Raw genomic sequence first — 20284 nt, 5'->3', positions numbered from 1 at the left:
TACCCCGGCGCGATCCTACGGCTTCGGCGGGTAGGGGTTGTTGGCGCGCAGCACCTCCAGGCGCGCGCGGTACTCCTTCTCGTCGATGTCGCCGTTGGCGAAACGCTCGGCGAGCGTCGACTCGGCGCTGCGGCCCGCGTGATTCCACGGACCGCCATGGGCCCAGGCGGCACGCATGCCGCGCCGCCGGGCGAGCCCGACGATGAGCGCGATGACGGCGATCCAGAACAGCGGGATCAGAATGAAGGGGATCCAGTGGAATCCGACCCCCCAGGCGCCGACGTGGGCGGCGAGTGCGGTGATGAGCATCGAGGTGTCCTTCGCTTGAGGTTCCGGCGGAACCGTTGGCTCAAGGCTGGACCGGACCGCACGGGAGCGAATCCGCCCTGCGGCGGCATCCGGGTACTCCCCCGGGTTCACGAAAAGAAAGAACTCCGCACCTCCCTGGGAGGTACATAGCGTTGGGTCGCAGATAGGGCCTTTGGCGAGGCAGGCACGAGAGCGGGACCGTTCGCGAGACAATGAGCCCGCCCGTCCGAACGATTCAGGGAGTCGTGACATGCAACTTTCCGGCAAGTACAGCTACAAGTCTTTCGAGTCGTTCAGCGAGACGCCGCTTCCGAACTTCGTAGTCATCACTGGACCCAATGGCGCGGGGAAGTCCCACCTCCTCGAGGCAATCAAAGAGGGGCGTATCGTCGACCTGACCTGGCCCACCGATCCGACGTCTCGACGTCTACTCACATCGGTGGATCTCGCCTCGTCCATCGCCGAGCTCAACTCTGGGGAGTCTAGAGATTCCCGGATAGACGAATTCCAGCGACTCATCCACTCGTTCACAAGATTCGATCACGATACCGCCCCCTCGCCACAGCTAACCCCTAGTTATCGGCAAAATGTCGTCAAGACCGGAACCATGAGTCTTGAAGGGATCATTCGGGCTGAAGCCATGGCTGGAAAGCCTCTCTACGAGTGGGAACGCGACGAATTCGTGAAGTTCGCACCGAACGAGTTCGGGAGCCGCGACCCGTTCGCTGTGTCAGTCGGGAGTTCATTCGGGCTATACCAACAGACTCGCACGCTCAATCGCTTCAATCGCTGGCAACACGAGGAGTTCGGCACTGAACTGCCTTGGCAATCGGAGGATGACTTCCTTGCGATCCACGGTAGGCCGCCGTGGGAGCTCCTGAATGGAGTGCTGGAGTCGCTCAACCTAGGCTTCCGTTTCGATGAACCCGCGTCGTCGATTGCTCCGGGCAGCGCCAGAGCAGTGATGCGGAATGCCGATGGGGTCGAGCTGCCCCTCACAGAGCTGTCGTCAGGCGAGAAGACGCTCATGTTCATCGCGCTCGCGATGTACTCGGGGCGAAGACGACCTGAAGTTCTCGTGATGCCGAGCGTGTTACTTCTCGATGAGCCGGACGCTGCGCTTCATCCATCGATGATTCGCAACCTCTTGGATCTGCTAGTGGAAGAGTTCGTGGGCAGGCACGGCGTGTCTGTCATCATGACGACGCACTCGCCAACAACCGTTGCACTGGCACCAGAAGAGTCGATCTACCTCATGTCGAGCGGCCAGCCAAGGTTGTCCAAGGCCACCTCGCGCGACGCGGCGCTCTCACGGCTGCTCATCGGGGTGCCGAACGTAAGCGTTCGGGCCGAGCACCGGCGCGCGATCATCGTTGAGAGCGCGAACGACGAACGACTCTACTTCGCAATCGAACGCGCACTCTCTTCGCGCATAGTGTCGGAACGTTCTCTCTCGTTTCTCCAAGCCGGTGGCGACTCCCGCGCTGACGGGAAGGCAGCCGTGCTCGAGCTGGTCGCAAAGCTCCGCGGACAGGGGGTTCCTGTATGGGGATTGGTCGACCGAGATGACGAAATGTCCGAGCCTCATCAGTACGTCTTCTTCGATCCGAGTAGGTACACGTTGGAGAACGTCGTCCTAGACCCTTTGGGGCTCGGGCTGATGTTGTTGCAGGAAGCCACACCCGGGCTTGCGGAGGCAATCGGGACCACTTACCTCGAGTTCGAGATCGACAAGCACGGTCAAGCGACAGTCGACTTCTTGACGGCGGTGGTGGTCCCACCGGGCGCGGCCCGTGGCGAGTCGGTCGTGAAGTACCTTGATGCGGAACTCCGCGTCGATAAGTACTGGCTTGAGGTGAACGGCAAGGCAGTACTGGACAGTGTGCTTGCGACCTATCCGGCATTGAAAGAACACCGAAGCAGACTCATGGACCGGATCGTTGAGCGCGTCTGGCAGCCTCGACCGGGTGTGATTCCACGAGCCACCGCGGACCTACTCGGGCGCTTTCGGGCCGACTGAGCAGAGCCTCTCGGCCGAATGACCGAAAGATGAATCGCGACGCGACGCGCGCTCCAGAGTCGCTTCTCGCCGGATCGCCCGCGGTGATGAAACGGCGAGAGGCCCGGAACCTCAGGGATTCCGGGCCTCGGTGGCTCCCCGACTTGGACTCGAACCAAGAACCTATCGGTTAACAGCCGATTGCTCTGCCAATTGAGCTATCGAGGATCACTGCCCCGCCGAAACGAGGCTCAGCTACTTTATCAAAGGTTGCCGGGCTCCCGCGACGTGGCTCAATAGCCGAGCGCGGGGTCGACGACGCCGACGAAGGCGCCGTCCCCGAGGAGGGCTTCGACGTTGAGCCGCACGCGCTCGGCGAGCAGCGGCGCGATCATCTCGGGGGTGTCCGCGGAGTGCGAGGTGATGACGCAGCGCGGCGCCGTCCACAGCGGATGCCCGTCCGGCAGCGGCTCCGGCGCGGTGACGTCGAGCCCCGCCCCCGTCAGGTGCCCGGCGTGCAACGCGTCGGCGAGGGCGGAGGAATCCACGAGCGTGCCGCGTGCGATGTTGACCAGCACGGCATCCTCGCGCATCGCGGCGAGCTCGGGGGCGCCGATCAGGTTCTTCGTCTCACTGGTGGCCGCTGCGGCGAGGATCACCACGTCCGCCTCGGGCAGCACCTCGAGCAGGCGATCGGTGGTGACGGTGCGAGCGACCCCCGGCATCGGCACCGGGCTGCGGCGCACGACGGTGATGACGGTGTGGAACGGCTCGAGCAGGCGGAGCAGTTCCGCGGCGATGCCACCGGCACCGACGATGAGCACACGCCGGCCGAACAGCGAGAGCCCGGTGGGTGGCGAGGCCCAACTCGTGGACCGAGCCTTCTCGGGCAGCCCGCGCAGGGTCGCGAGCGTCAGGGTGAGGGCGTGCTCGGCGACGGGCTCGGAGTAGGCGCCCTTCGCGCTCGTCCAGAGCGGGAACGCGCGGTCGGCGTGTCGGGCGAGCACGTCGGCGAAGGCGTCGACGCCCGCCCAGGGCAGCTGCACCCAGCCGACGCTGGGATGCTCGCGAAGGGCCTGCTCGAGCGGTGCCGAGCTGCTCGAGTCGAGCCAGATGATGCCGCGCGTGGCATCCGAGAGCTCGCCGACGGTGCCACCGCCCGCCTCCACCGCCGCGACGAACCGCGGCCGCGGCTCGGGCAGGATCGCGATCGGCCCCGGTTCCGGGCGTCGCTCGGCAGGCAGTGGCGTCGCGGACGCGGCGACCGGATCTCGGTGGTCGCCGGGTTGCCGATCAACGGACACTGAGATCCTCTCTCTCGATCACCGGTTCGAGCGCGACGAACGGGCCGTGGCCCGCGGTGAGCTGTCGCGTCGTGTCGATGGATGCCGCGAGCGACTTCACGTAGGGATGCTGCGGGTCGCCGAGCACGGTCTCCAGGTCGCCGTAGCCGACGATGACCCCGCGGTGCATGACCGCGACCCGGTTGCTCACCCGGCGCACCTCGCCCAGATCGGCGGTGACGATGAGCGCGGAGAACCCGCGCTCCTGCTGCAGCGAGACGATGATGTCGAGAATGGCCCCACGCACGGTGACGTCGATGCCCGCGGTGGGGTCGTCGGCGACCAGCAACCTGGGCTCCAGGATCATCGCGCGCGCGATCGCGACCCGCTGCCGCTGGCCCTTGCTGAGTTCGTGCGGGTATTTGTTCATGCTCGCCAGCGGCAGCCGCACCGCATCGATGAGCGTGGCGACCGCCTGACCCGCCTCGTCCTGATCGAAGTGCCGGTCACGGGAGAAGATCGGCTCCGCCACGTTCTCGCCGATCGTCAGCCGCGGCGAGAGATCGTCCCCGGCCTCCTGCGGCAGGTAGCCGACGTAGAGGCCGAGCCGGTCGCGACGGCGCCTCGAAATGCCGCGCACCTGGTGGCCGAGCACGGTGACCCCGCCCCCGGTGATCGCCGGACTCGCGGCGCCGCGCTCGGCCTGCAGGGCCACCGTCTTGGCCAGCGTGCTCTTGCCCGAGCCGGTCTCGCCGACCACCGCGAGCACCTCACCGGGCGCGATGTCGAAGGAGACCCCATCGACGGCGATCGAGCGGGTCTGCGGGTTGTCGGAGTGGTAGCGCAGCGAGAGGTCGCGCGCGGCCACCGCGGGCCCAGCGGTGTCGATGATCATGCGCTACGGCCTCGTGATCGAGCCGAAGCGGATCTCGAGCGGGCGGTCGAGATCGAGTCCCTCGACGCCATCCCGCACGCCCACGAACCGCAGACCCTGCAGCAGCGGGATGGTGGACAGCTGCACCGCTTCGGCCGCCTCAATGCGTTCGATGATGCCGTCGCGCGCGTCCGCATCCGCGGCGGCGGCCAGCTCCGCAACGAGTTGCTGCAGCTCGGCGGTCGAGCCGTCGTTCGCGAGCACGCTCGGCGGGCCGATGTAGGGCGCTAGGTACGCCAAGGCGTCGGGCGTCGCCGGGGACCAACCGAAATAGAACGTCGGGTATCCGTCGGCCACGCGCTGCTCGTCGAACACCGACCACTCACTGGAGGCGAGGGTCACGTCGAAGAGGCCGGACGCCTCGAGCTGCTCCTGCAGCTGAGCGAGCACCTTCTGCGAGGATGCCCCGAAGTGCTCGTCCGGATACTGGATGCCGAGCGAGACCGGAGTCGCGACCCCCGCCGCGACGAGCAGGTCCGTCGCCTGATCCTCGTCGGGACCGCCGCGGCCATCGCCCCATGTGTCGCCGAGGGCATCCTGGGCACCGGACACCCCGTCGGGCAGGAACGAGACGAGCGGCTCGAATGCGGGGCCCGCCGCCTCGGCGAGCGAATCACGGTCGACGAGCGCTGCGACCGCCTGCCGCACCGCCTGCGCCTTGGTCGCGTTCGGCTCGGCCGACGCGGTGCCGAACGGCTGCGTCGCGAAGTCGAACACCAGCGAGCGGATCGCGCCGGAAGGTCCGTCGAGCAGGCGGACCGAGGTGTCATCCCCGAGCCCGTCGAGGTCGGCGGGCCTGACGCCGTCGAGCGCGACATCGACCCTGCCCTGATCGAGCGCCCCAAGCAGCGCCGCGGCGTCGGCGAAGGTGGTCAGCTCGACGCCGACGTTGCTGACCGCGGGGAGGGTGCCGCCATAGGCCGGGTTCGGCTCCAGGGCCAGCGGGGCCTCGGGGTCGGCATCGAGGTCGGGGATCAGGTACTGCCCGGCGAATCCGGCGCCGGCGACGATGTCGTCGACCTGACCGCACTCGTCGGCCGGGAAGGTGTGCTCGTCGACGATGGAGCCGGCACTCGATGCCAGCAGCGTGGGGAACGCGGCGTCGCCGGCCGTGACCAAATGGAAGACGAGGGTCGTGTCGTCGACCGCATCGACCGATGCCAGATTCGACAGTGCGGCGTTGCCATCGCCGATGTCGAGTTGCCGTTCGAAGCTGAATGCGACATCCGCCGAGGTCAGCTCGTTGCCATTCGCGAACTCGAGGCCCGACTTGAGAGTGACGGTGAAGTCGCCGGGTGCGGTGAACGCTGCGGTCTCGGCGAGCTCGGGCTCGACCACGTCGGAGTCGTCGGTCGCGACCAGCAGCCTCGGGAACACCTGACGAACGACCTGCAGGTCGCCGGGCGCCGTGGCGCAGACCGGGTCGAGCGCCGAGAATTCGAGGGTGGTGCCGACACGCACCGGCTCATCGGTGGCCGTCTCGGGCTCGCTCGCGGCGCATCCCGCCAGCGCGGCCAGCGTCGCGAAGCTCAGAGCGAGCGCGAGGGCGGGGGACCTCCAGGTAGTCGATCGCACGAGTGCAGCCTACCGTCGCGGCCGGTCGAGCTCCCCGTCACTCCTGCCGCAGCGCCCGGCGTTCGTTCTCGATGCGCACCAGATCGCGCTGCACCTGGGCGTACCGCTCCGGCTCCGCCGCAGCATCCAGCCGCTGCGACGCCCCCAGCAGCTCGACCTTTCGGCGCAGCAGATCGCGATCCACGAAGTCGGCGATGAGGCGCCTGCAGTACACGGCGAGCTTGTCCTCGCGCTCCGGAATCGGCGCCACGGCGAGCTGGCCGACGAGCGTCGCGTAACGCTGCGGCACCTCGGCGGTCACCCGCGAGACCCAGTCGTGCCCTCCGGGGTCGCCACCGGTCGCGGCGATGCCATCGCGCACCACCGCGAGCGACGGCTCGGTGAACGGCACGCTCGCGGCGAGCGCGGTCAGCGGCTGGCCGACATGCTCGGGATGCTGCAGCAACGCCATGAGCACGTCGCGCTCCGTGCGCGTGGTCGGGTCCGTCGGCAGCCTGGTCAGGGACGGTTCGCTCTCGGTGCTCGAGCCCGTCGAGACCTCGCTCTCCCGTCGCTCCGGCGACGCCGCCGGCGGCGGCTGCTGCTCGCGCCGGCGTGCGGCCTCCACCGCGCCCTGCACCTCGCTCGGCTCCATGCCGAGCCAGCCGGCGAGGTTGCGCACGTAGCCGATGCCGAGCGCCCGATCGCGGATGCCGGCGACGACCGGCGCGGCCGCGCGCAGCGCCGCGACCCGCCCCTCGACGGTCTCCAGATCGTGCGCGGCGAGCTCGCGCCGGATCTTGAACTCGAACATCGGCTTGCGGGTCTTGATGAGCCGACGCACCGCCTCGTCGCCGCGGTTCAAGCGCAGGTCGCAGGGGTCCAGGCCCTCCGGGGCGACCGCGACAAAGGTCTGCGCGGCGAAGCGGTGCTCCTCCGCGAAGGCGCGGCTGGCGGCCTTCTGGCCGGCCTCATCGGGGTCGAAGGTGAAGATCACCTCGCCCGTGCCAGTGGTGTCGGCGTTCTCCACGTCGCCGATCATGCGGCGCACGACCTTGATGTGGTCCACCCCGAACGCGGTGCCGCAGGTGGCGACCGCGGTCGTGACGCCCGCGAGGTGGCAGGCCATGACATCCGTGTAGCCCTCGACGACGACGACCTGGCGGCCGCGGGCGATATCGCGCTTGGCGAGGTCGATGCCGTAGAGCACCTGGCTCTTGTGGTACACCGGCGTCTCGGGGGTGTTGAGGTACTTGGGGCCGTTGTCGTCGTCGAGCAACTTGCGGGCACCGAAGCCGAGGGTCGCGCCCGTGACATCCCGGATCGGCCAGACCAGCCGGCCGCGGAACCGGTCGTAGACGTCCCCCCGCTCGCCGCGGCCGAGCAGGCCGGCGGTGACCAGCTCGTCCTCGCTGAAGCCCAGGGTCTTGAGGTGCTTGCCGAGGGCGCCGCCGCGCGGGGCGAAGCCGACCCCGAACCGCTCGGCGGCAGCGGGATCGAAGCCGCGCTGCCCGAGGAAGATCCGCCCGGGCTCGGCTTCGGGCGTCGTCAGCTGCGCCGCGAAGAACTCGGATGCCGCGGCGTTGGCTGCGAGGATGCGGGCCCGGTTGCCGTGGTCGACGGCGGAGCCGCCGTCTTCGTAGTGCAGCTGGTAACCGATGCGGGCGGCCATGCGCTCGACGGCCTCGGCGAAGGACACCGAGTCCATCTTCTGCAGGAAGCTGAAGACGTCGCCGCCCTCGCCGCACCCGAAGCAGTGGTAGCGGCCCACCTGCGGGCGCACGTTGAAGCTCGGGCTGCGCTCCTCATGGAAGGGGCACAGGCCCTTCATGGAGCCGGCACCAGCGCTCTTGAGCGTCACGTAGTCGCCGATGATGTCCGCGATGTTGGTGCGCGACCGGACCTCGTCGATGTCGCTCTTGCGAATGAGGCCTGCCACGGTGTCGATTGTAGGCGGGCTAGCCGACGAGCCTCTCGTGCCAGGACATCGCGCTCTGATCGGTGAGCGAGGCCACCTGGTCGACGACGGCGCGTTTGCGCTCCGCGTCGGTCTGCGCGGCATCCCAGTCGGCACGGAACCCGGCGTCGAGGTTGCGCGGCGCCGTCCACAGCAGCACGTCGGCGAGCTCGCTCAGGATGTCGCGCTGCTGCTGGTAGATCGGCTTGCGCGAGTTCGTCGACATCACGTTCGCGGCGACGATGCCCTTGAGCACCGCGATCTCGGCCTGGGTCTCGCGCGGCACCACGACATCCGCCCCGAACCGAATGAGGCTGCCGCTCGGATGCCGGGCCCGGGTGGCATGCACCGCCTCGTGGGCGAAGCGCCCGATCAGCTGACTCGTGAGGTTCTTGAGCTTCGCGTGGTCGATGCGACTGCCGTTCCAGCTGTCGATCCAGGCGTCGAGGTTGTCGAGCCGGTCGAAGGCGGCGATGAGTTCGTCGTGGCCGATCTCGCCGCCGATCCACTCGAACATCGACTCCACGAGCTCGTCGTGCTCGACCCGGGCCCCGAGGGCGGGCACGTCGAGGTAGCCGCTGACGATCGCATCCTCGAAATCGTGCACCGAGTAGGCGATGTCGTCGGAGAGGTCCATCACCTGCGCCTCGATGCAGCGCTGCCGCTCGGGAGCGCCGATGCGCATCCACTCGAAGGCCGCGGTGTCGTCGTCGTAGAACCCGAACTTGCTGCGTCCGCCCGGGTCGGGAACGCCTTGTGCGGCCGGCCACGGGTACTTGCAGCTCGCGTCGAGCGAGGCGCGGGTGAGGTTCAAGCCGTACGAGCGGCCGTCCTCGCCGAACACCTTCGGCTCGATGCGGGTGAGGATGCGCAGCGTCTGCGCGTTGCCCTCGAACCCCCCGATGTCCTCAGCCCAGGCGTTGAGGGCGCGCTCGCCGTTGTGCCCGAACGGCGGATGCCCGAGGTCGTGGGCCAGGCACGCGGTGTCCACGAGGTCGGGGTCCAGGCCCAGGCTGACCGCGAGTTCGCGGCCGACCTGCGCGACCTCGAGGGAATGGGTGAGCCGGTTGCGCGCGAAGTCGAGTCCGGCGGTCGGCGAGAGCACCTGCGTCTTCGCGGCCAGGCGCCGCAGCGCGCTCGAGTGCAGCAGGCGCCCGCGGTCACGGGCGAAGTCGCTGCGCCGGGTGAGGTGCTCCTCGGGCAGCCAGCGCTCCCGGTCGAACTCGCTGTACCCGGTCGGATCGGTGCTAGCCGCCACGGCGCGCTGGAGCTATAGGAATCGCGAAGCGATTCTGCGACGCCAGCGCCGACGAAGCTGTGCTTCGTCGGGCATTAGCCTTACCCGCCACTTGTATTAACCTCCGCGTCGTACAACTCGTCCCGGTGCGTCTCCTGCAACTCGCGGCTGTCGAGCCAACCCTGCGGCAGGCTCGGGTTCTTCGGGGTGCCGGCTCGGCCGCGCTGGCCCTCCGCGTCCGCCCCGGGGTAGGGCTGGTCGCGGTCGAGCTGCGCTAGCAGCTCGTCCAGCTGGGCGAGGTCGTGCACGGTCGCGAGCGCCGCACGCAGATCGCCGCCGACCGCGTAGCCCTTGAAGTACCAGGCCACGTGCTTGCGGATGTCGCGGCAGGCCCGATCCTCCTCGCCGAAGAACTCGACGAGCAGCTCCGCGTGCCGCTTGAAGGCGTCGGCGACCTCGCCGAGCGTGGGCTCCGCCTTGCGGGACTCACCGCGGAAGGCCGCGGCGAGGTCGCCGAACAGCCACGGGCGACCGAGGCAGCCGCGACCGACGACCACCCCGTCGCATCCGGTCTCCGCGACCATGCGCAGGGCGTCGTCGGCGCTCCAGATGTCGCCGTTGCCGAGGATCGGAGTGTCGGTGATCGTCTCCTTCAACCTGGCGATCGCCGACCAGTCGGCGGTGCCGGAGTAGAACTCGGCCGCCGTGCGGGCGTGCAGCGCGATGCTCGCCACCCCGGCGCCCTGAGCGGCCCTCGCCGCCTCCAGATAGGTGAGGTGATCGGCGTCGATGCCCTTGCGCATCTTCACCGTGAGTGGGACGTCGCCGGCCGCCTTCACCGCACCCTCCACGATGTCGCGGAACAGGTCGCGCTTCCACGGCAGTGCCGCACCGCCGCCCTTGCGGGTGACCTTGGGCACGGGGCATCCGAAGTTCAGGTCGATGTGGTCGGCGCGATCCTCCGCGACGAGCATGGTCACCGCCTCGGCGACCGTCTTCGGGTCGACGCCGTAGAGCTGGATGCTGCGCGTCGTCTCCGACTCGTGGTGCGTGATGAGCCGCATCGACTCGGGTGTGCGCTCGACGAGGGCCCGGCTGGTGATCATCTCGGAGACGTAGAGCCCGGCGCCGTATTCGCGGCACAGCCGCCGGAACGCGGTGTTCGTGATGCCGGCCATGGGCGCGAGCACGACCGGCACATCGAGCTCGAGCGGCCCGATGCGCAGCGCGGGGGCCACGCTTGAGTGCGCAGCGGCGAGAATGGTCACGTGACGATTCTCCCAGACATTCCCGGCCGAGACCGGGTCGCGGCCGATGCGGCGGCCCGCGGCATCCCGATCGACATCGTGAAGCGCCCGCGTGCCTCCTCCCTCGAGGAGGCCGCAGCCCTGCAGGGCATCACCCCGGCGCAGATCGTGAAGTCGCTCGTGGTCAAGCGGCACGACGGCACGTTCCTGTTCGCCCTCATCCCGGGCGACCGGCAGATCTCGTGGGCCAAGCTGCGCGCGGTGGTCGGCGTGAACAAGCTCCAGCTGCCGGATGCCGCGGTCGCTCTCGATGCCACCGGCTACGAGCGCGGCACCATCACGCCGTTCGGCTCGACGACGGCGTGGCCCGTGTTCGCCGACGCCGCCATCGCGGGGCGGGTCTCCATGGGCGCCGGCGAGCACGGCTACAGCCTGTGGGTGTCCACGGACGATCTCGTGCGCGGATTCGACGCCACCGTCGCGGACATCAGCGACTGATGGGGCTCGAGGATCACCCCAACGTCTTCCGCTACGAGGGCCGGCTCTGGGTCTCGCCCGCACCGCGCGAGGAGGCTCGTGCCGCGCTCGTCGCCCAGCGGGCGTGGGATGCCGCGACCGCCCGCGCACAACGCTGGTGGGTCGCGATCGTCATCGGTGCCGTGCTCGGCGTCGGGGTCGTGCTCGGACTCGGCGTGCTCACCGGAGCCCCGCCGTTCCTGTACCTCATCGTGCTGCCGATCGGCTTCGCGTTCGGCGCCGTGCTCGGCGCCATGGTGAACAAGCGGTTCAACCCCGGCGCGGGCGCGACGCAGGCGACCCCGCGGCCGCAGGTTCCGGAGTTGACCCGGGTGCGGGCATCCCTCGCGCGTCGCATCTCGCCCGACGCGACCGCGGCCGAGATCATCGACCTCGCGCGCGGCTAGACGTCGTCGTCGTCCAGCAGGCGGTTGACGACCGCCTGGGTGTGATGGTCGGGGATGGCGCAGAAGTCGCCCTCGCACACCGCCGCGCCGGGATCGCCGAGCGCCTCGAGCTTGATCACGGGCAGTGGGGCCGTCATGGCATCCATGTTCTAGGCGTCTCTCTCGGATTGGACCTGTGCGAGCACGTTAGCGAAGGTCTCGGCCTCCTGCGCACCGGACACCCCGTACTTGCCCTCGAACACGAAGAACGGCACCCCGTTGATGCCGTACTCGCGCGCCTGCGCCATGTCGGCCTTGACGTCGGCCAAGAACCGATGGCTCTCGAGCGCCTCGGTGACCTCGTCGCGGTCGAAGCCGAGCTCCACGGCGATCTCGACGAGATCCGGGATGCGGCCGACGTGCTCGCCGTTGAGGAAATACGCCTTCAGCAGGCGCTCCTTCACCTCGAGCTGGCGGCCCTTCGACTTGGCGAAGTGCAGCAGTTCGTGGCTGATGACCGTGTTGGTCTGGTGGATGTGCTCGTAGTCGTAGTCGAGGCCCACCGCGTTCGCGATGCCGGTCACCCGGTCGATCATCGCCTTCGCCTGCTCCGGAGCGACGCCCTTGCGCTCGGAGAGGTACTGCACCGGCGTGCCCTCGTAGTCGACGGGAGTGTCGGGTGCGAGCTCGAAGGAGTGGTACTCGACCTCGACCGGGATGCCGGCCGCGGCCGCTCCCGCCTCGAACTTGCGCTTGCCAATGAAGCACCAGGGGCACTGCACGTCTGACCAGATGTCGACCTTGATGGGACTGTTCACCTTGACTTCAACGCGTGGCGACCGCCGGTATTCCGCCCCGCCGCCGGTAGGCGGCTGCCGGAATCCGGTAGGTGTCGCACCCCGCGGATGCCGCAACTCATGGCTGTCGCAACTCATGGCTGCCGCAACTCATGGGATGGCGTGCGACACTCCGCGGGGAGGGCGGCAGAGCGGCGTGTCACGCGCCATCCCATGAGTTGCGCACCGGGAGGCACCGGGAAGCACCGGGAAGCACGGGAGCAGAGCGCACCGGGGCGGTCAGGCGCCCGCGCGGCGGAAGCGGTGGTCGCCGCGGTCGAGGATTCGGGCCAGCGCGGCTGCGACGCTCGACCAATCGTCCATGACCTGCGCGTAGCTCAGCCGCAGGACCTCGTAGCCGAACGCCTTGAGATAGAGATCGCGACGGCGATCCCGCTCGAAGGCCGCCGGGTCGGCATGATGCGCGCGGCCGTCGACCTCGATGACGAGCCGGTCCCCCACGAGGAAGTCGACACGGATGCCGTCGGCCAGTCGAACCTGCGACTGCGGGGTCGCGCCGGCGGCCTTCATCCGCAGCCTCACGATCGACTCGATACCGCTCTCGGCGGCCGGGTCCACGTCGTGCCGCCACGCACGGTACTTCGCCGGGAGATTGTCGAAGAGCGACACCATCCGGTCCGTCGTGAGAAGGCCGCGGTTCATCGCGGAGTCGATCGCGACGAGCGCACGCTCCCGATCGCCGTGAGCGACCACCTCGGCGAGTGCCTCCTCGAGCGAGACCCGCAGTCTCGTCGACAGGATGATGTGCGAGACCCGCTCGCGGTGGACACACGTCCCGGCCGCGATCCGATCGCCGAGCGGCGCGGAACGGTCGTGTCGCGAGCGGAGCCGGCTCCCCGACTCCGGCACATGCACGTGCAGCCGCCCGTCGTCGAGCACCCACACCCCGAACGAGCGCAGCGCCGTGAGGCACGCCATCCGTCCACCGACTCGCACGCTCTGCTCGAGCGCCTCCTCCGCGTCGGGGAGCACGTACCAACCCCGGCGAGCGCGGATCGCCGCGCCCGAGTTCACACCGGCTGCGAGCTGCGTGACCGTGAGTCCGGATGCAAGCAGCTCACGCCGTGTCGCGGCCCCCTGCCACGCGATGAGCGCCGAGCGAACCGACATGCTCCAGGTTGACGGCACCCCGGTGGCCGCGACCCCGGGCGAGGGAAGGACGGGTGTAAGTGCAGGTCACGCAGGCTGTGGAGGAACAGTCGGCCCGCGGCATCCCCCCTTCGCAATTCATGGTCTGCGAGGATGACACGCGCGACGCGAGCAGATCGTCGGCGGGTCGGACCTCAAACCATGAGTTGCGAGAACCCAGGGGGCGCGGGGGCCTAGGCGCCGATGAGGCGCTCGGCGAGGTAGGCGCGCAGGGCGGCGATCGGGATGCGCTCCTGCTCCATCGTGTCGCGCTCGCGCACGGTCACGGCCTCGTCGTCGAGCGAGTCGAAGTCGACGGTGACGCAGAACGGCGTGCCGATCTCGTCCTGACGGCGGTAGCGGCGGCCGATGGCGCCGGCGTCGTCGAAGTCGACGTTCCAGAGCTTGCGCAGGTCCGCGGCCAGCCCGCGAGCGAGCGGCGAGAGCTGCTCGTTGCGCGACAGCGGCAGCACGGCCACCTTCACGGGCGCGAGCCTGCGGTCGAGGCGCAGCACCGTGCGCTTGTCGACGCCGCCCTTGGCGTTGGGGGCTTCATCCTCGGCGTAGGCGTCGATGAGGAAGGCCATCAGCGCGCGCGTGAGCCCGAACGCGGGCTCGATCACGTACGGGATCCAGCGCTCGTCCTTGGTCTGATCGAAATACGACAGGTCGGTGCCGGATGCCTCGGAGTGGGTCTTCAGGTCGAAGTCGGTGCGATTGGCGACACCCATGAGCTCGCCCCACTCGCTGCCCTGAAAGCGGAACCGGTACTCGATGTCGACGGTGCGCTTGGAGTAGTGCGACAGCTTCTCCTTGGGGTGCTCGAAAAGCCGCAGGTTCTCCGGGTTGATGCCGAGATCCAGATACCACCGCATGGACTCGTCGATCCAGTACTGGTGCCACTCTTCATCCGTGCCGGGCTCGACGAAGAACTCCATCTCCATCTGCTCGAACTCGCGCGTGCGGAAAATGAAGTTGCCGGGCGTGATCTCGTTGCGGAACGACTTGCCGACCTGTCCGATACCGAACGGCGGCTTCATCCGCGCCGCACCCATCACGTTGGCGAAGTTCACGAAGATGCCCTGCGCGGTCTCGGGCCGCAGGTAGTGCAGGCCTTCCTCGTTGTCGACGGGGCCGAGGAAGGTCTTCAGCAGGCCCGAGAAGTTCTGCGGCTCCGTCCAGGCGCCGGGCTGGCCCGTGTCGGGGTCGCGGATGTCGGCGAGGCCATTGGCCGGCGGATGCCCGTGCTTCTCCTCGTACGCTTCGAGCAGGTGATCGGCGCGATACCGCTTGTGGGTGTGCAGCGACTCGACGAGCGGGTCGGAGAATACCTCCACGTGACCGGAGACCTCCCACACCCGACGCGGCAGGATCACCGCGGAGTCGATGCCGACGACGTCGTCGCGACCCTGCACGACGGTCTGCCACCACTGCTTCTTGATGTTCTCCTTGAGCGCGGTGCCGAGCGGCCCGTAGTCCCACGCGGACCGGGAGCCGCCGTAGATCTCTCCCGACTGGAAGACGAACCCCCGACGCTTGGCGAGGTTGATGACGGCGTCGAGATTGCTGGGGGTGGCCAAGAGCGCTCCTGTGTCGTGTCGGCCGAGCTGGATGCCCGGCGAAGGCCTCACAAGCCTACCGACGCTTCGGCGGCTCAGTGACCGAGGGTGCGCAGCACCGCCTCCACGTCGCGCTCGTCGTTCCACAGGTGGAACGACGCACGCAGCCGCCCGGCGCGGCCCGACACACGGATGCCCGCGTCGATGAGCCTGCGCAGGTCGTGGCCCGAGGCATCCGGCCAGGTCACGATCGCCTGGCCCTGCGGCGGGATGCCGACGCCCTCGCAGAGCGCGTCGCCGAGCGAGGTGGTGCGCTCCCACACCTCCGCGATGTCGAGGCCTGCGAACAGTGCGATCGACTGCTCGGCGCCCACCCACGCCTGCCAGGCCGGCGACACGTCGAAGCGTCGCGCATCGCGGGCCAGGTGCATCTCGGGCCCGTACACGCTCTTCCACGGGTCCTCCCCCGCGTACCAGCCGGCCTGGGTCGGGGTCATGAGCTCGCCGAAATCGTCGGTGACGGTCATGAAGGCGACACCGCGCGGCGCACACAGCCACTTGTAGGCGTGGCAGACGGTGACGTCGAATCGAGCCGCGTCGACCGGCAGCACCCCGGCGGCCTGCGTGACGTCGCACAGCGTGCGCGCACCGGTGCGCTCGGCGGCCACCAGGATCGCGGCCGTGTCGGCCACCACCCCGGTCGCTGACTGCACGAGCGAGAACGCCACGAGCCACGTCTCGTCGGTGATCGACTCGGCGAGCGCCTCGAGCGGCACGACCCGGGTGCGGATGCCCGACCGCTGCTCGAAGGGAAACATGATCGACGAGAAGTCGCCGTCGGGCAGGAGCACCTCGGCCCCCTCCGGCACGGCCGCCGCCACCATGGACGCGAGCACCGAGGTCTGCGACCCGATCGCCACCTGCGACTCGGGCACCCCGACGAGCGACGCGTACGACGCGCGGGTGCGGGCGACGATCGGGTCGTAGCCCTGCGGATCGCGGTCGGCCGCCGCCCAGGCCGCGAGGTCCGCGGTGAGTGCCTCCACCGCGTTCAGCGGCGGCAGGCCGATCGAGGCGACGGCGAGGTATCCGCGCGCGGAGGGGAACTGGGCGATCGCGGCGGCGAGCGCGGATGAGGTCATGGCCCCAGCATCCACCCCGCGTCCGCGACGGACAAGGTGCCGATCGGGTAGCCCTGGACCGGCTCAGCGCCCGCGACCGATGCCGAGGGCGTCGGCCGCGTCGAGCGCCTCGCGGCGATTGCCCGCGTCGAGCTTGCGGTAGATGCTGCGCACGTGCGACTTGACCGTGTTGGACGAGAGGAAGAGACGGTCCGCGATCTCGGCGATCGTCTCCCCCGTGCGCAGCATCGACACGATCTCCACCTCACGCGGCGACAACGCGACCGGAACGGGCTGCGTCGTCGGCACCGACTCCGGCACGGCGCGGAAACGCTGCGTCACCTCGGCCAGTGCGGGGTTGTCGCGCTCGAGCCGGTGCCACAGCGGGTCCAGCCGTTCGGAGTGCAGGTTCAGGAAAGGTGCGCGGCTCGGCATCGCGAGCAGGTGGGCAAGGGAGTCGGCGAAGGTGACGTCGGCGGCCCTGGTCATGCCGAGCTGATCCTGCGCGATGGCGCGACGCAGCAGCACGGGCACCAGGGTGCGCGTCACGTGCTTCGCCCCCAGCGCCATGCAGTCGTCGGTGACCGAGAGCGCGCGGCGGGCATCGCCGAGCAGCAGCGCGGAGGTCGCGCGTCGCGCACCCTGACAGAATGCGTGCTCCGCGGTCTCCTCCACGTCGTCGAGCACGGTCATCGCGGCGCCCGGCCGGCCGAGCAGGTTGAGCGCGTCGACCATCGCGGCGGCGATGAGTCCCCGCACGATGTGCGGGACGCCGGCGGCGCCCACGAATCGGCCGACCGCCCGGGCTTCGGCGAGCGCCCGCACCGGTTGTCGGTCGAACAGATGCGCGTACGCCCGTGCCACGTGCGCGACCGTCCACCATCCGTCGGCGCGGTCGCGGCGATCACCGAACGACTCGGCTGCGGAGCGCATGGCCGCCGGATCCACTTCGCCGCTGGCGACGAGCACCCGCGCGAACCCCAGGATGCGCAGCTTCGTCGAGAAGGGCCAGCCGCCCCGGCGCTGATTCGTCTCTGCGCGATCGATGAGGGCCGAGGCGTGCCCGAAGTCGCCCTCGATCGCAGCGGATGCCGCGGCGACCGCCGCCGCGTGCAGCTCCACGAACCCCATCCCCGGGTCGTCGGTCGCGGAGAGACTCGCTTGCGCGAGCGCGGCCGCGGGTCGCACGTGGCCGCTCGACAGCTCGGCCTCCGCCTGTGCCACCCAGAGCACCGCCGCGGCACGGCGGATCGTGCGCAGTTCGGGCCACGGCATCGCCTGCAGCTCCGCCGCGAGCGCGCCGCCGAATCTCCGGGCCTCCGAGTACCGCCCGCGCCCGTTGAGCACCGTGACGGCGGCGGCGGCCACGTAGGCACGGGACTCCGGCGGCAGCGCCCCGACCCGATCCCGCGGGATGGCCAGCAGCGATGTCTCGAGCCCGGCCCGTTCGCGGGGATCTGTCACCGGCGGTACGTGCGCCAGGACCACCGCGATCGCGTGCACGTGCGGATCGGAGGCGAGCTCGGAGACCGGTATGGCCGCGACGGCGTCGCGCAGGTCGTAGAGCGCCGGCGTGCGTTCGCCCCGGCGCGGCGGGGCCTTCATCAGCTCGATGGCCTCGCGCAGTCGCCCTGCCGTCGCGAGGTGGTGCACCGTCTCGGCCCGAAGACCGAGCGTCGAGAAGACCTCGGCGGCCCGTGCGTGCATGGCTCTCACCGCGGAGCCCGCCGGTGGCTCGACGGCGGCGAGCGCGAGACGGTCCTCGCGGCTCAGGCGTACGATCTCGAGGCCGTTCGCGACGGATCGCTCGATGAGGCCCTCGCAGAGCAACCAGGGCAGCAGTCGCGAGGCCTCCGGCACCCCGAGCAGGTGCAGCCAGCGCTCGGGGAGTGACATGAACTGCGCGAGCGCGAGCATCGTGCGCCGCGCGCCGCCCGGATCGCGCGCCTGCGACACGCGCTCCAGCAGATAGCGCGATCTCCAGCCCCCCGGCGAGGCGGAGTGCTCGTCGTCGAACCCTCGGCGGAAGTAGTGCATGATCGCGGCCGGGTGCCCACCGGAGACCCGGATGAGGTCATCCATGCGCATGCGCGGCACCGAGGCCAGCGCGAGGTCGCCGAGCACGGCACGGGCATCCCGATCCGTCCAGGCCAGTTCCCTCCGCCCGATGCACGCGGGGGGCACGCTCAGGTCGTCCGAGGTGTGCGCCTGGGCTCCGCCGGATCCGATCCCGATGAGCCGCAGCATCGGGAACCGCGCGGCCTCCCGCTGGATCACCTCGAGCTGGGCAGACGGGGTGAGCTCGTCGACGCCGTCGATGACGAGGATGATCGGTGCCTCCAGGCGCTGCAGGGCGACGTAGAGCTGGCTCGTGTCGGTGATCGATTGCCGCGTCGTGGCGTCGATCAGCCCGAGATCGTGCATGCCGTCGGCGAACGCGAGCATGACCTGGCCCCAGTTGCGGAAGAGCAGGCTCCCCCCGACCCAGACCACGGGCTCCGGTCCCGCGCGTTCGGTGAGCCACGCCGCGACGGCGCTGGTCTTGCCCCACCCGCGGGGGGCGCAGACGCGCAGCATGGTCTCGGTCGAGGCGATCCAGCGATCCAGTTCCTGTGCCGCGCGCGCGGGCACTACGAGCCGCGGACCGACCGGGGGAATGCCCCAGTGCGTCCCCCCGGCCGTACTGTGGTTGCGTCCTAAGGACATGTAGTGGCGACTCCGCGATATCGCTTCGGGCATTACTACGCTAAGTGGGTGCCACTCATCATGTCGGCGACTCTGCACAAGCCGCGCCGCTTGTACCCCTAAACCGAAGCGGGCTCATCCGCTCCATCACCCGCTGTGCGAAACCCTGTGACGTATTTGAGTGCGACTCGATCGGGGGCCAGCGGAAGCGGGCCCCATCGGGTGGGGCCCGCCCCTTGGTGCGGGGCGCCGACCGCGGACTCGACCTGACCCCACCGGGATACTGCGACCGATGAACCGGGCGCGAGATGTGGGGGACATTGCGCACCGGCGGTCCGGCGTGTCGGCACTCCCGAGGTCGGCGCCGTGGCCATGGAACCAGATGCCGCGACGATCGCCGACCGAATCGGCGGCGCTCATCCGCCCGTTCACCCCGCTGCCCCCCGATGTGGAGACATCGTGGGGCTATGACATCGCTTGGCTGAGCGCGTGCGCGCGCTCCAGGATGCGCACGACCTCGAGCGCCTCCTTCGGGTCGACCGGCGACGGCGCACCCTCGAGGATGCTCGCCGCGACTCCCGCGTAGAAGGCCGGGTAGTCCCCCGCCTCCGTGGGCACGGGCTCGAGCGCCTCGCCCAGGCCGAGCCGGCCCCACTCCGATTGCGCAGTGACGCCGTAGCCCTGCGAACCGGGCCAGCGCCCCTCGCGAAGGAAGGGCTCCTGATTGTCCAGCCCGGAGACCGTGTACGCCGACTCGGAGCCGAGCACGCGCATGCGCGGTCCGCTCTGGCCGGCCACGCGGCTGACGGTCACGTGCGAGCGCACCCCGCTGGCGTGCAGCAGCGAGATGAACGCGTCGTCGTCGCTCATCGACCCCGGTCGCACGGTGCGCACCTCGGCCTGGTCGAGTTCGGCGGGGCCGAAGAGCTGCAGCGCCTGGTCGACGAGGTGGCTGCCGAGGTCGTAGACGATCCCGGCACCCTGCGCGACGGTCGTCGTGTCCTGCCAGCGATCCTGCGCCGGCCCCGACCAGCGCTCGAAGGTGGACTCGAAGCGGTGGACGTCGCCGAGCCACCCCTCCTCGACCAGCCGGCGCACCGTGAGGAAGTCGCCGTCCCACCGCCGGTTCTGGAACACCGCCAGAAGCCGCCCACGCTCCTCCGCCTTCGCGATGAGCTTCTTGGCGTCGAGCACGGTCGGCACGAACGGCTTGTCGATCACCAGGTGCGCACCGGCCTCGAGCGCGGCGAGGCCCTGCTCGAGATGCGTGTGCGCCGGTGAGGCGAGCACCACGAGGTCGAGTTCGTCGGCGCGGGCGAGCAGCTCCTGCGGGGTTCCGACGATCGTGGCGCCGGGATGCTGCGCGGCCGCGTCGGCGGCCCGCTGCGGATCGCTCGTGGCGATCAGGTCGATGCGGAAGGCGGGGTTGGTCGCCAGGAACGGCGCGTGGAAGACGCGACCGGACAATCCGAACCCGATGATCCCGGCCCGGATGACAGTGGTGGTGGGCAT

General features: G+C 69.6%; 17 protein-coding genes and 1 tRNA gene. 3 read left to right on the top strand and 15 right to left on the bottom strand.

What is annotated here, in order from left to right:
* Positions 1–15: 15 nt before the first annotated feature.
* A complete protein-coding gene (locus tag PYV02_RS07385) occupies positions 16–309 on the bottom strand; it encodes an SHOCT domain-containing protein (RefSeq protein WP_275757691.1) in 294 nt (97 codons plus the stop codon).
* Positions 310–559: 250 nt separating this feature from the next.
* Here PYV02_RS07385 and PYV02_RS07380 point away from each other — a divergent pair, with 250 nt between their 5' ends.
* A complete protein-coding gene (locus PYV02_RS07380; RefSeq protein ID WP_275757689.1) occupies positions 560–2329 on the top strand; it encodes an AAA family ATPase in 1770 nt (589 codons plus the stop codon).
* Between the two features lie 131 nt (positions 2330–2460).
* Here the strand turns inward: PYV02_RS07380 and PYV02_RS07375 are convergent.
* The 7 genes from PYV02_RS07375 to dusB all read right to left on the bottom strand — a co-directional run bounded on the left by PYV02_RS07375 (position 2461) and on the right by dusB (position 10541).
* Positions 2461–2536, bottom strand: a tRNA-Asn gene (locus PYV02_RS07375).
* A 65-nt stretch (positions 2537–2601) separates the two neighbouring features.
* Positions 2602–3612 carry a D-isomer specific 2-hydroxyacid dehydrogenase family protein gene (locus tag PYV02_RS07370; protein WP_275757687.1) on the bottom strand — a complete coding sequence of 337 codons (1011 nt, stop codon included), beginning with the start codon at positions 3610–3612 and terminating at the stop codon, positions 2602–2604.
* Positions 3602–4486 (bottom strand): ABC transporter ATP-binding protein, encoded by an 885-nt coding sequence (locus tag PYV02_RS07365; protein ID WP_275757685.1) that lies wholly within the window; start codon positions 4484–4486, stop codon positions 3602–3604. The genes PYV02_RS07370 and PYV02_RS07365 overlap by 11 nt, the downstream gene beginning before the upstream one ends.
* Before the next feature lie 3 nt (positions 4487–4489).
* Positions 4490–6100 carry an ABC transporter substrate-binding protein gene (locus tag PYV02_RS07360; protein WP_275757682.1) on the bottom strand — a complete coding sequence of 537 codons (1611 nt, stop codon included), beginning with the start codon at positions 6098–6100 and terminating at the stop codon, positions 4490–4492.
* A gap of 37 nt (positions 6101–6137) precedes the next feature.
* Positions 6138–8018 (bottom strand): DNA primase, encoded by a 1881-nt coding sequence (dnaG, locus tag PYV02_RS07355; RefSeq protein WP_275757680.1) that lies wholly within the window; start codon positions 8016–8018, stop codon positions 6138–6140.
* Between the two features lie 19 nt (positions 8019–8037).
* On the bottom strand, positions 8038–9294 hold the full coding sequence (locus PYV02_RS07350) for a deoxyguanosinetriphosphate triphosphohydrolase (RefSeq protein ID WP_275757679.1): 1257 nt from the start codon (positions 9292–9294) through the stop codon (positions 8038–8040).
* Positions 9295–9374: 80 nt separating this feature from the next.
* A complete protein-coding gene (dusB, locus tag PYV02_RS07345; RefSeq protein WP_275757677.1) occupies positions 9375–10541 on the bottom strand; it encodes a tRNA dihydrouridine synthase DusB in 1167 nt (388 codons plus the stop codon).
* Between dusB and PYV02_RS07340 the strand changes: the two genes are divergently transcribed.
* Complete coding sequence (locus PYV02_RS07340; RefSeq protein WP_275757675.1) at positions 10542–11018, top strand: aminoacyl-tRNA deacylase; 477 nt, start codon at positions 10542–10544, stop codon at positions 11016–11018. It abuts the gene before it with no gap.
* Positions 11018–11443 carry a hypothetical protein gene (locus PYV02_RS07335; RefSeq protein ID WP_275757673.1) on the top strand — a complete coding sequence of 142 codons (426 nt, stop codon included), beginning with the start codon at positions 11018–11020 and terminating at the stop codon, positions 11441–11443. Before PYV02_RS07340 ends, PYV02_RS07335 begins: the two co-directional genes overlap by 1 nt.
* Here PYV02_RS07335 and PYV02_RS07330 read toward each other — a convergent pair.
* The 7 genes from PYV02_RS07330 to PYV02_RS07300 all read right to left on the bottom strand — a co-directional run bounded on the left by PYV02_RS07330 (position 11440) and on the right by PYV02_RS07300 (position 20284).
* Positions 11440–11580 (bottom strand): hypothetical protein, encoded by a 141-nt coding sequence (locus tag PYV02_RS07330; RefSeq protein WP_275757671.1) that lies wholly within the window; start codon positions 11578–11580, stop codon positions 11440–11442. The two genes, PYV02_RS07335 and PYV02_RS07330, sit on opposite strands and share 4 nt — an antisense overlap.
* A 12-nt stretch (positions 11581–11592) precedes the next feature.
* On the bottom strand, positions 11593–12240 hold the full coding sequence (locus PYV02_RS07325; RefSeq protein ID WP_275757669.1) for a DsbA family oxidoreductase: 648 nt from the start codon (positions 12238–12240) through the stop codon (positions 11593–11595).
* A 258-nt stretch (positions 12241–12498) separates the two neighbouring features.
* The gene (locus PYV02_RS07320; protein WP_275757667.1) at positions 12499–13389 is read right to left on the bottom strand and encodes an endonuclease domain-containing protein; all 891 of its coding nucleotides are present in this window, start codon (positions 13387–13389) and stop codon (positions 12499–12501) included.
* Between the two features lie 212 nt (positions 13390–13601).
* Entirely contained in the window at positions 13602–14987 is a 1386-nt protein-coding gene (locus tag PYV02_RS07315) for a glycine--tRNA ligase (RefSeq protein ID WP_275757665.1), read from the bottom strand.
* Positions 14988–15061: 74 nt separating this feature from the next.
* Complete coding sequence (locus tag PYV02_RS07310) at positions 15062–16108, bottom strand: aminotransferase class V-fold PLP-dependent enzyme (protein ID WP_275757663.1); 1047 nt, start codon at positions 16106–16108, stop codon at positions 15062–15064.
* Positions 16109–16171: 63 nt separating this feature from the next.
* Entirely contained in the window at positions 16172–18718 is a 2547-nt protein-coding gene (locus PYV02_RS07305; RefSeq protein ID WP_275757661.1) for a helix-turn-helix transcriptional regulator, read from the bottom strand.
* Between the two features lie 519 nt (positions 18719–19237).
* Positions 19238–20284 carry a Gfo/Idh/MocA family protein gene (locus tag PYV02_RS07300; RefSeq protein WP_275757660.1) on the bottom strand — a complete coding sequence of 349 codons (1047 nt, stop codon included), beginning with the start codon at positions 20282–20284 and terminating at the stop codon, positions 19238–19240.

It is taken from the genome of Antiquaquibacter metalliresistens (assembly GCF_029211225.1).
Taxonomy (GTDB): Bacteria; Actinomycetota; Actinomycetes; order Actinomycetales; family Microbacteriaceae; genus Rhodoglobus; species Rhodoglobus metalliresistens.
Note: the sequence above shows the minus strand (reverse complement) of the source record. Positions and strands in the feature narration are given on the sequence as shown.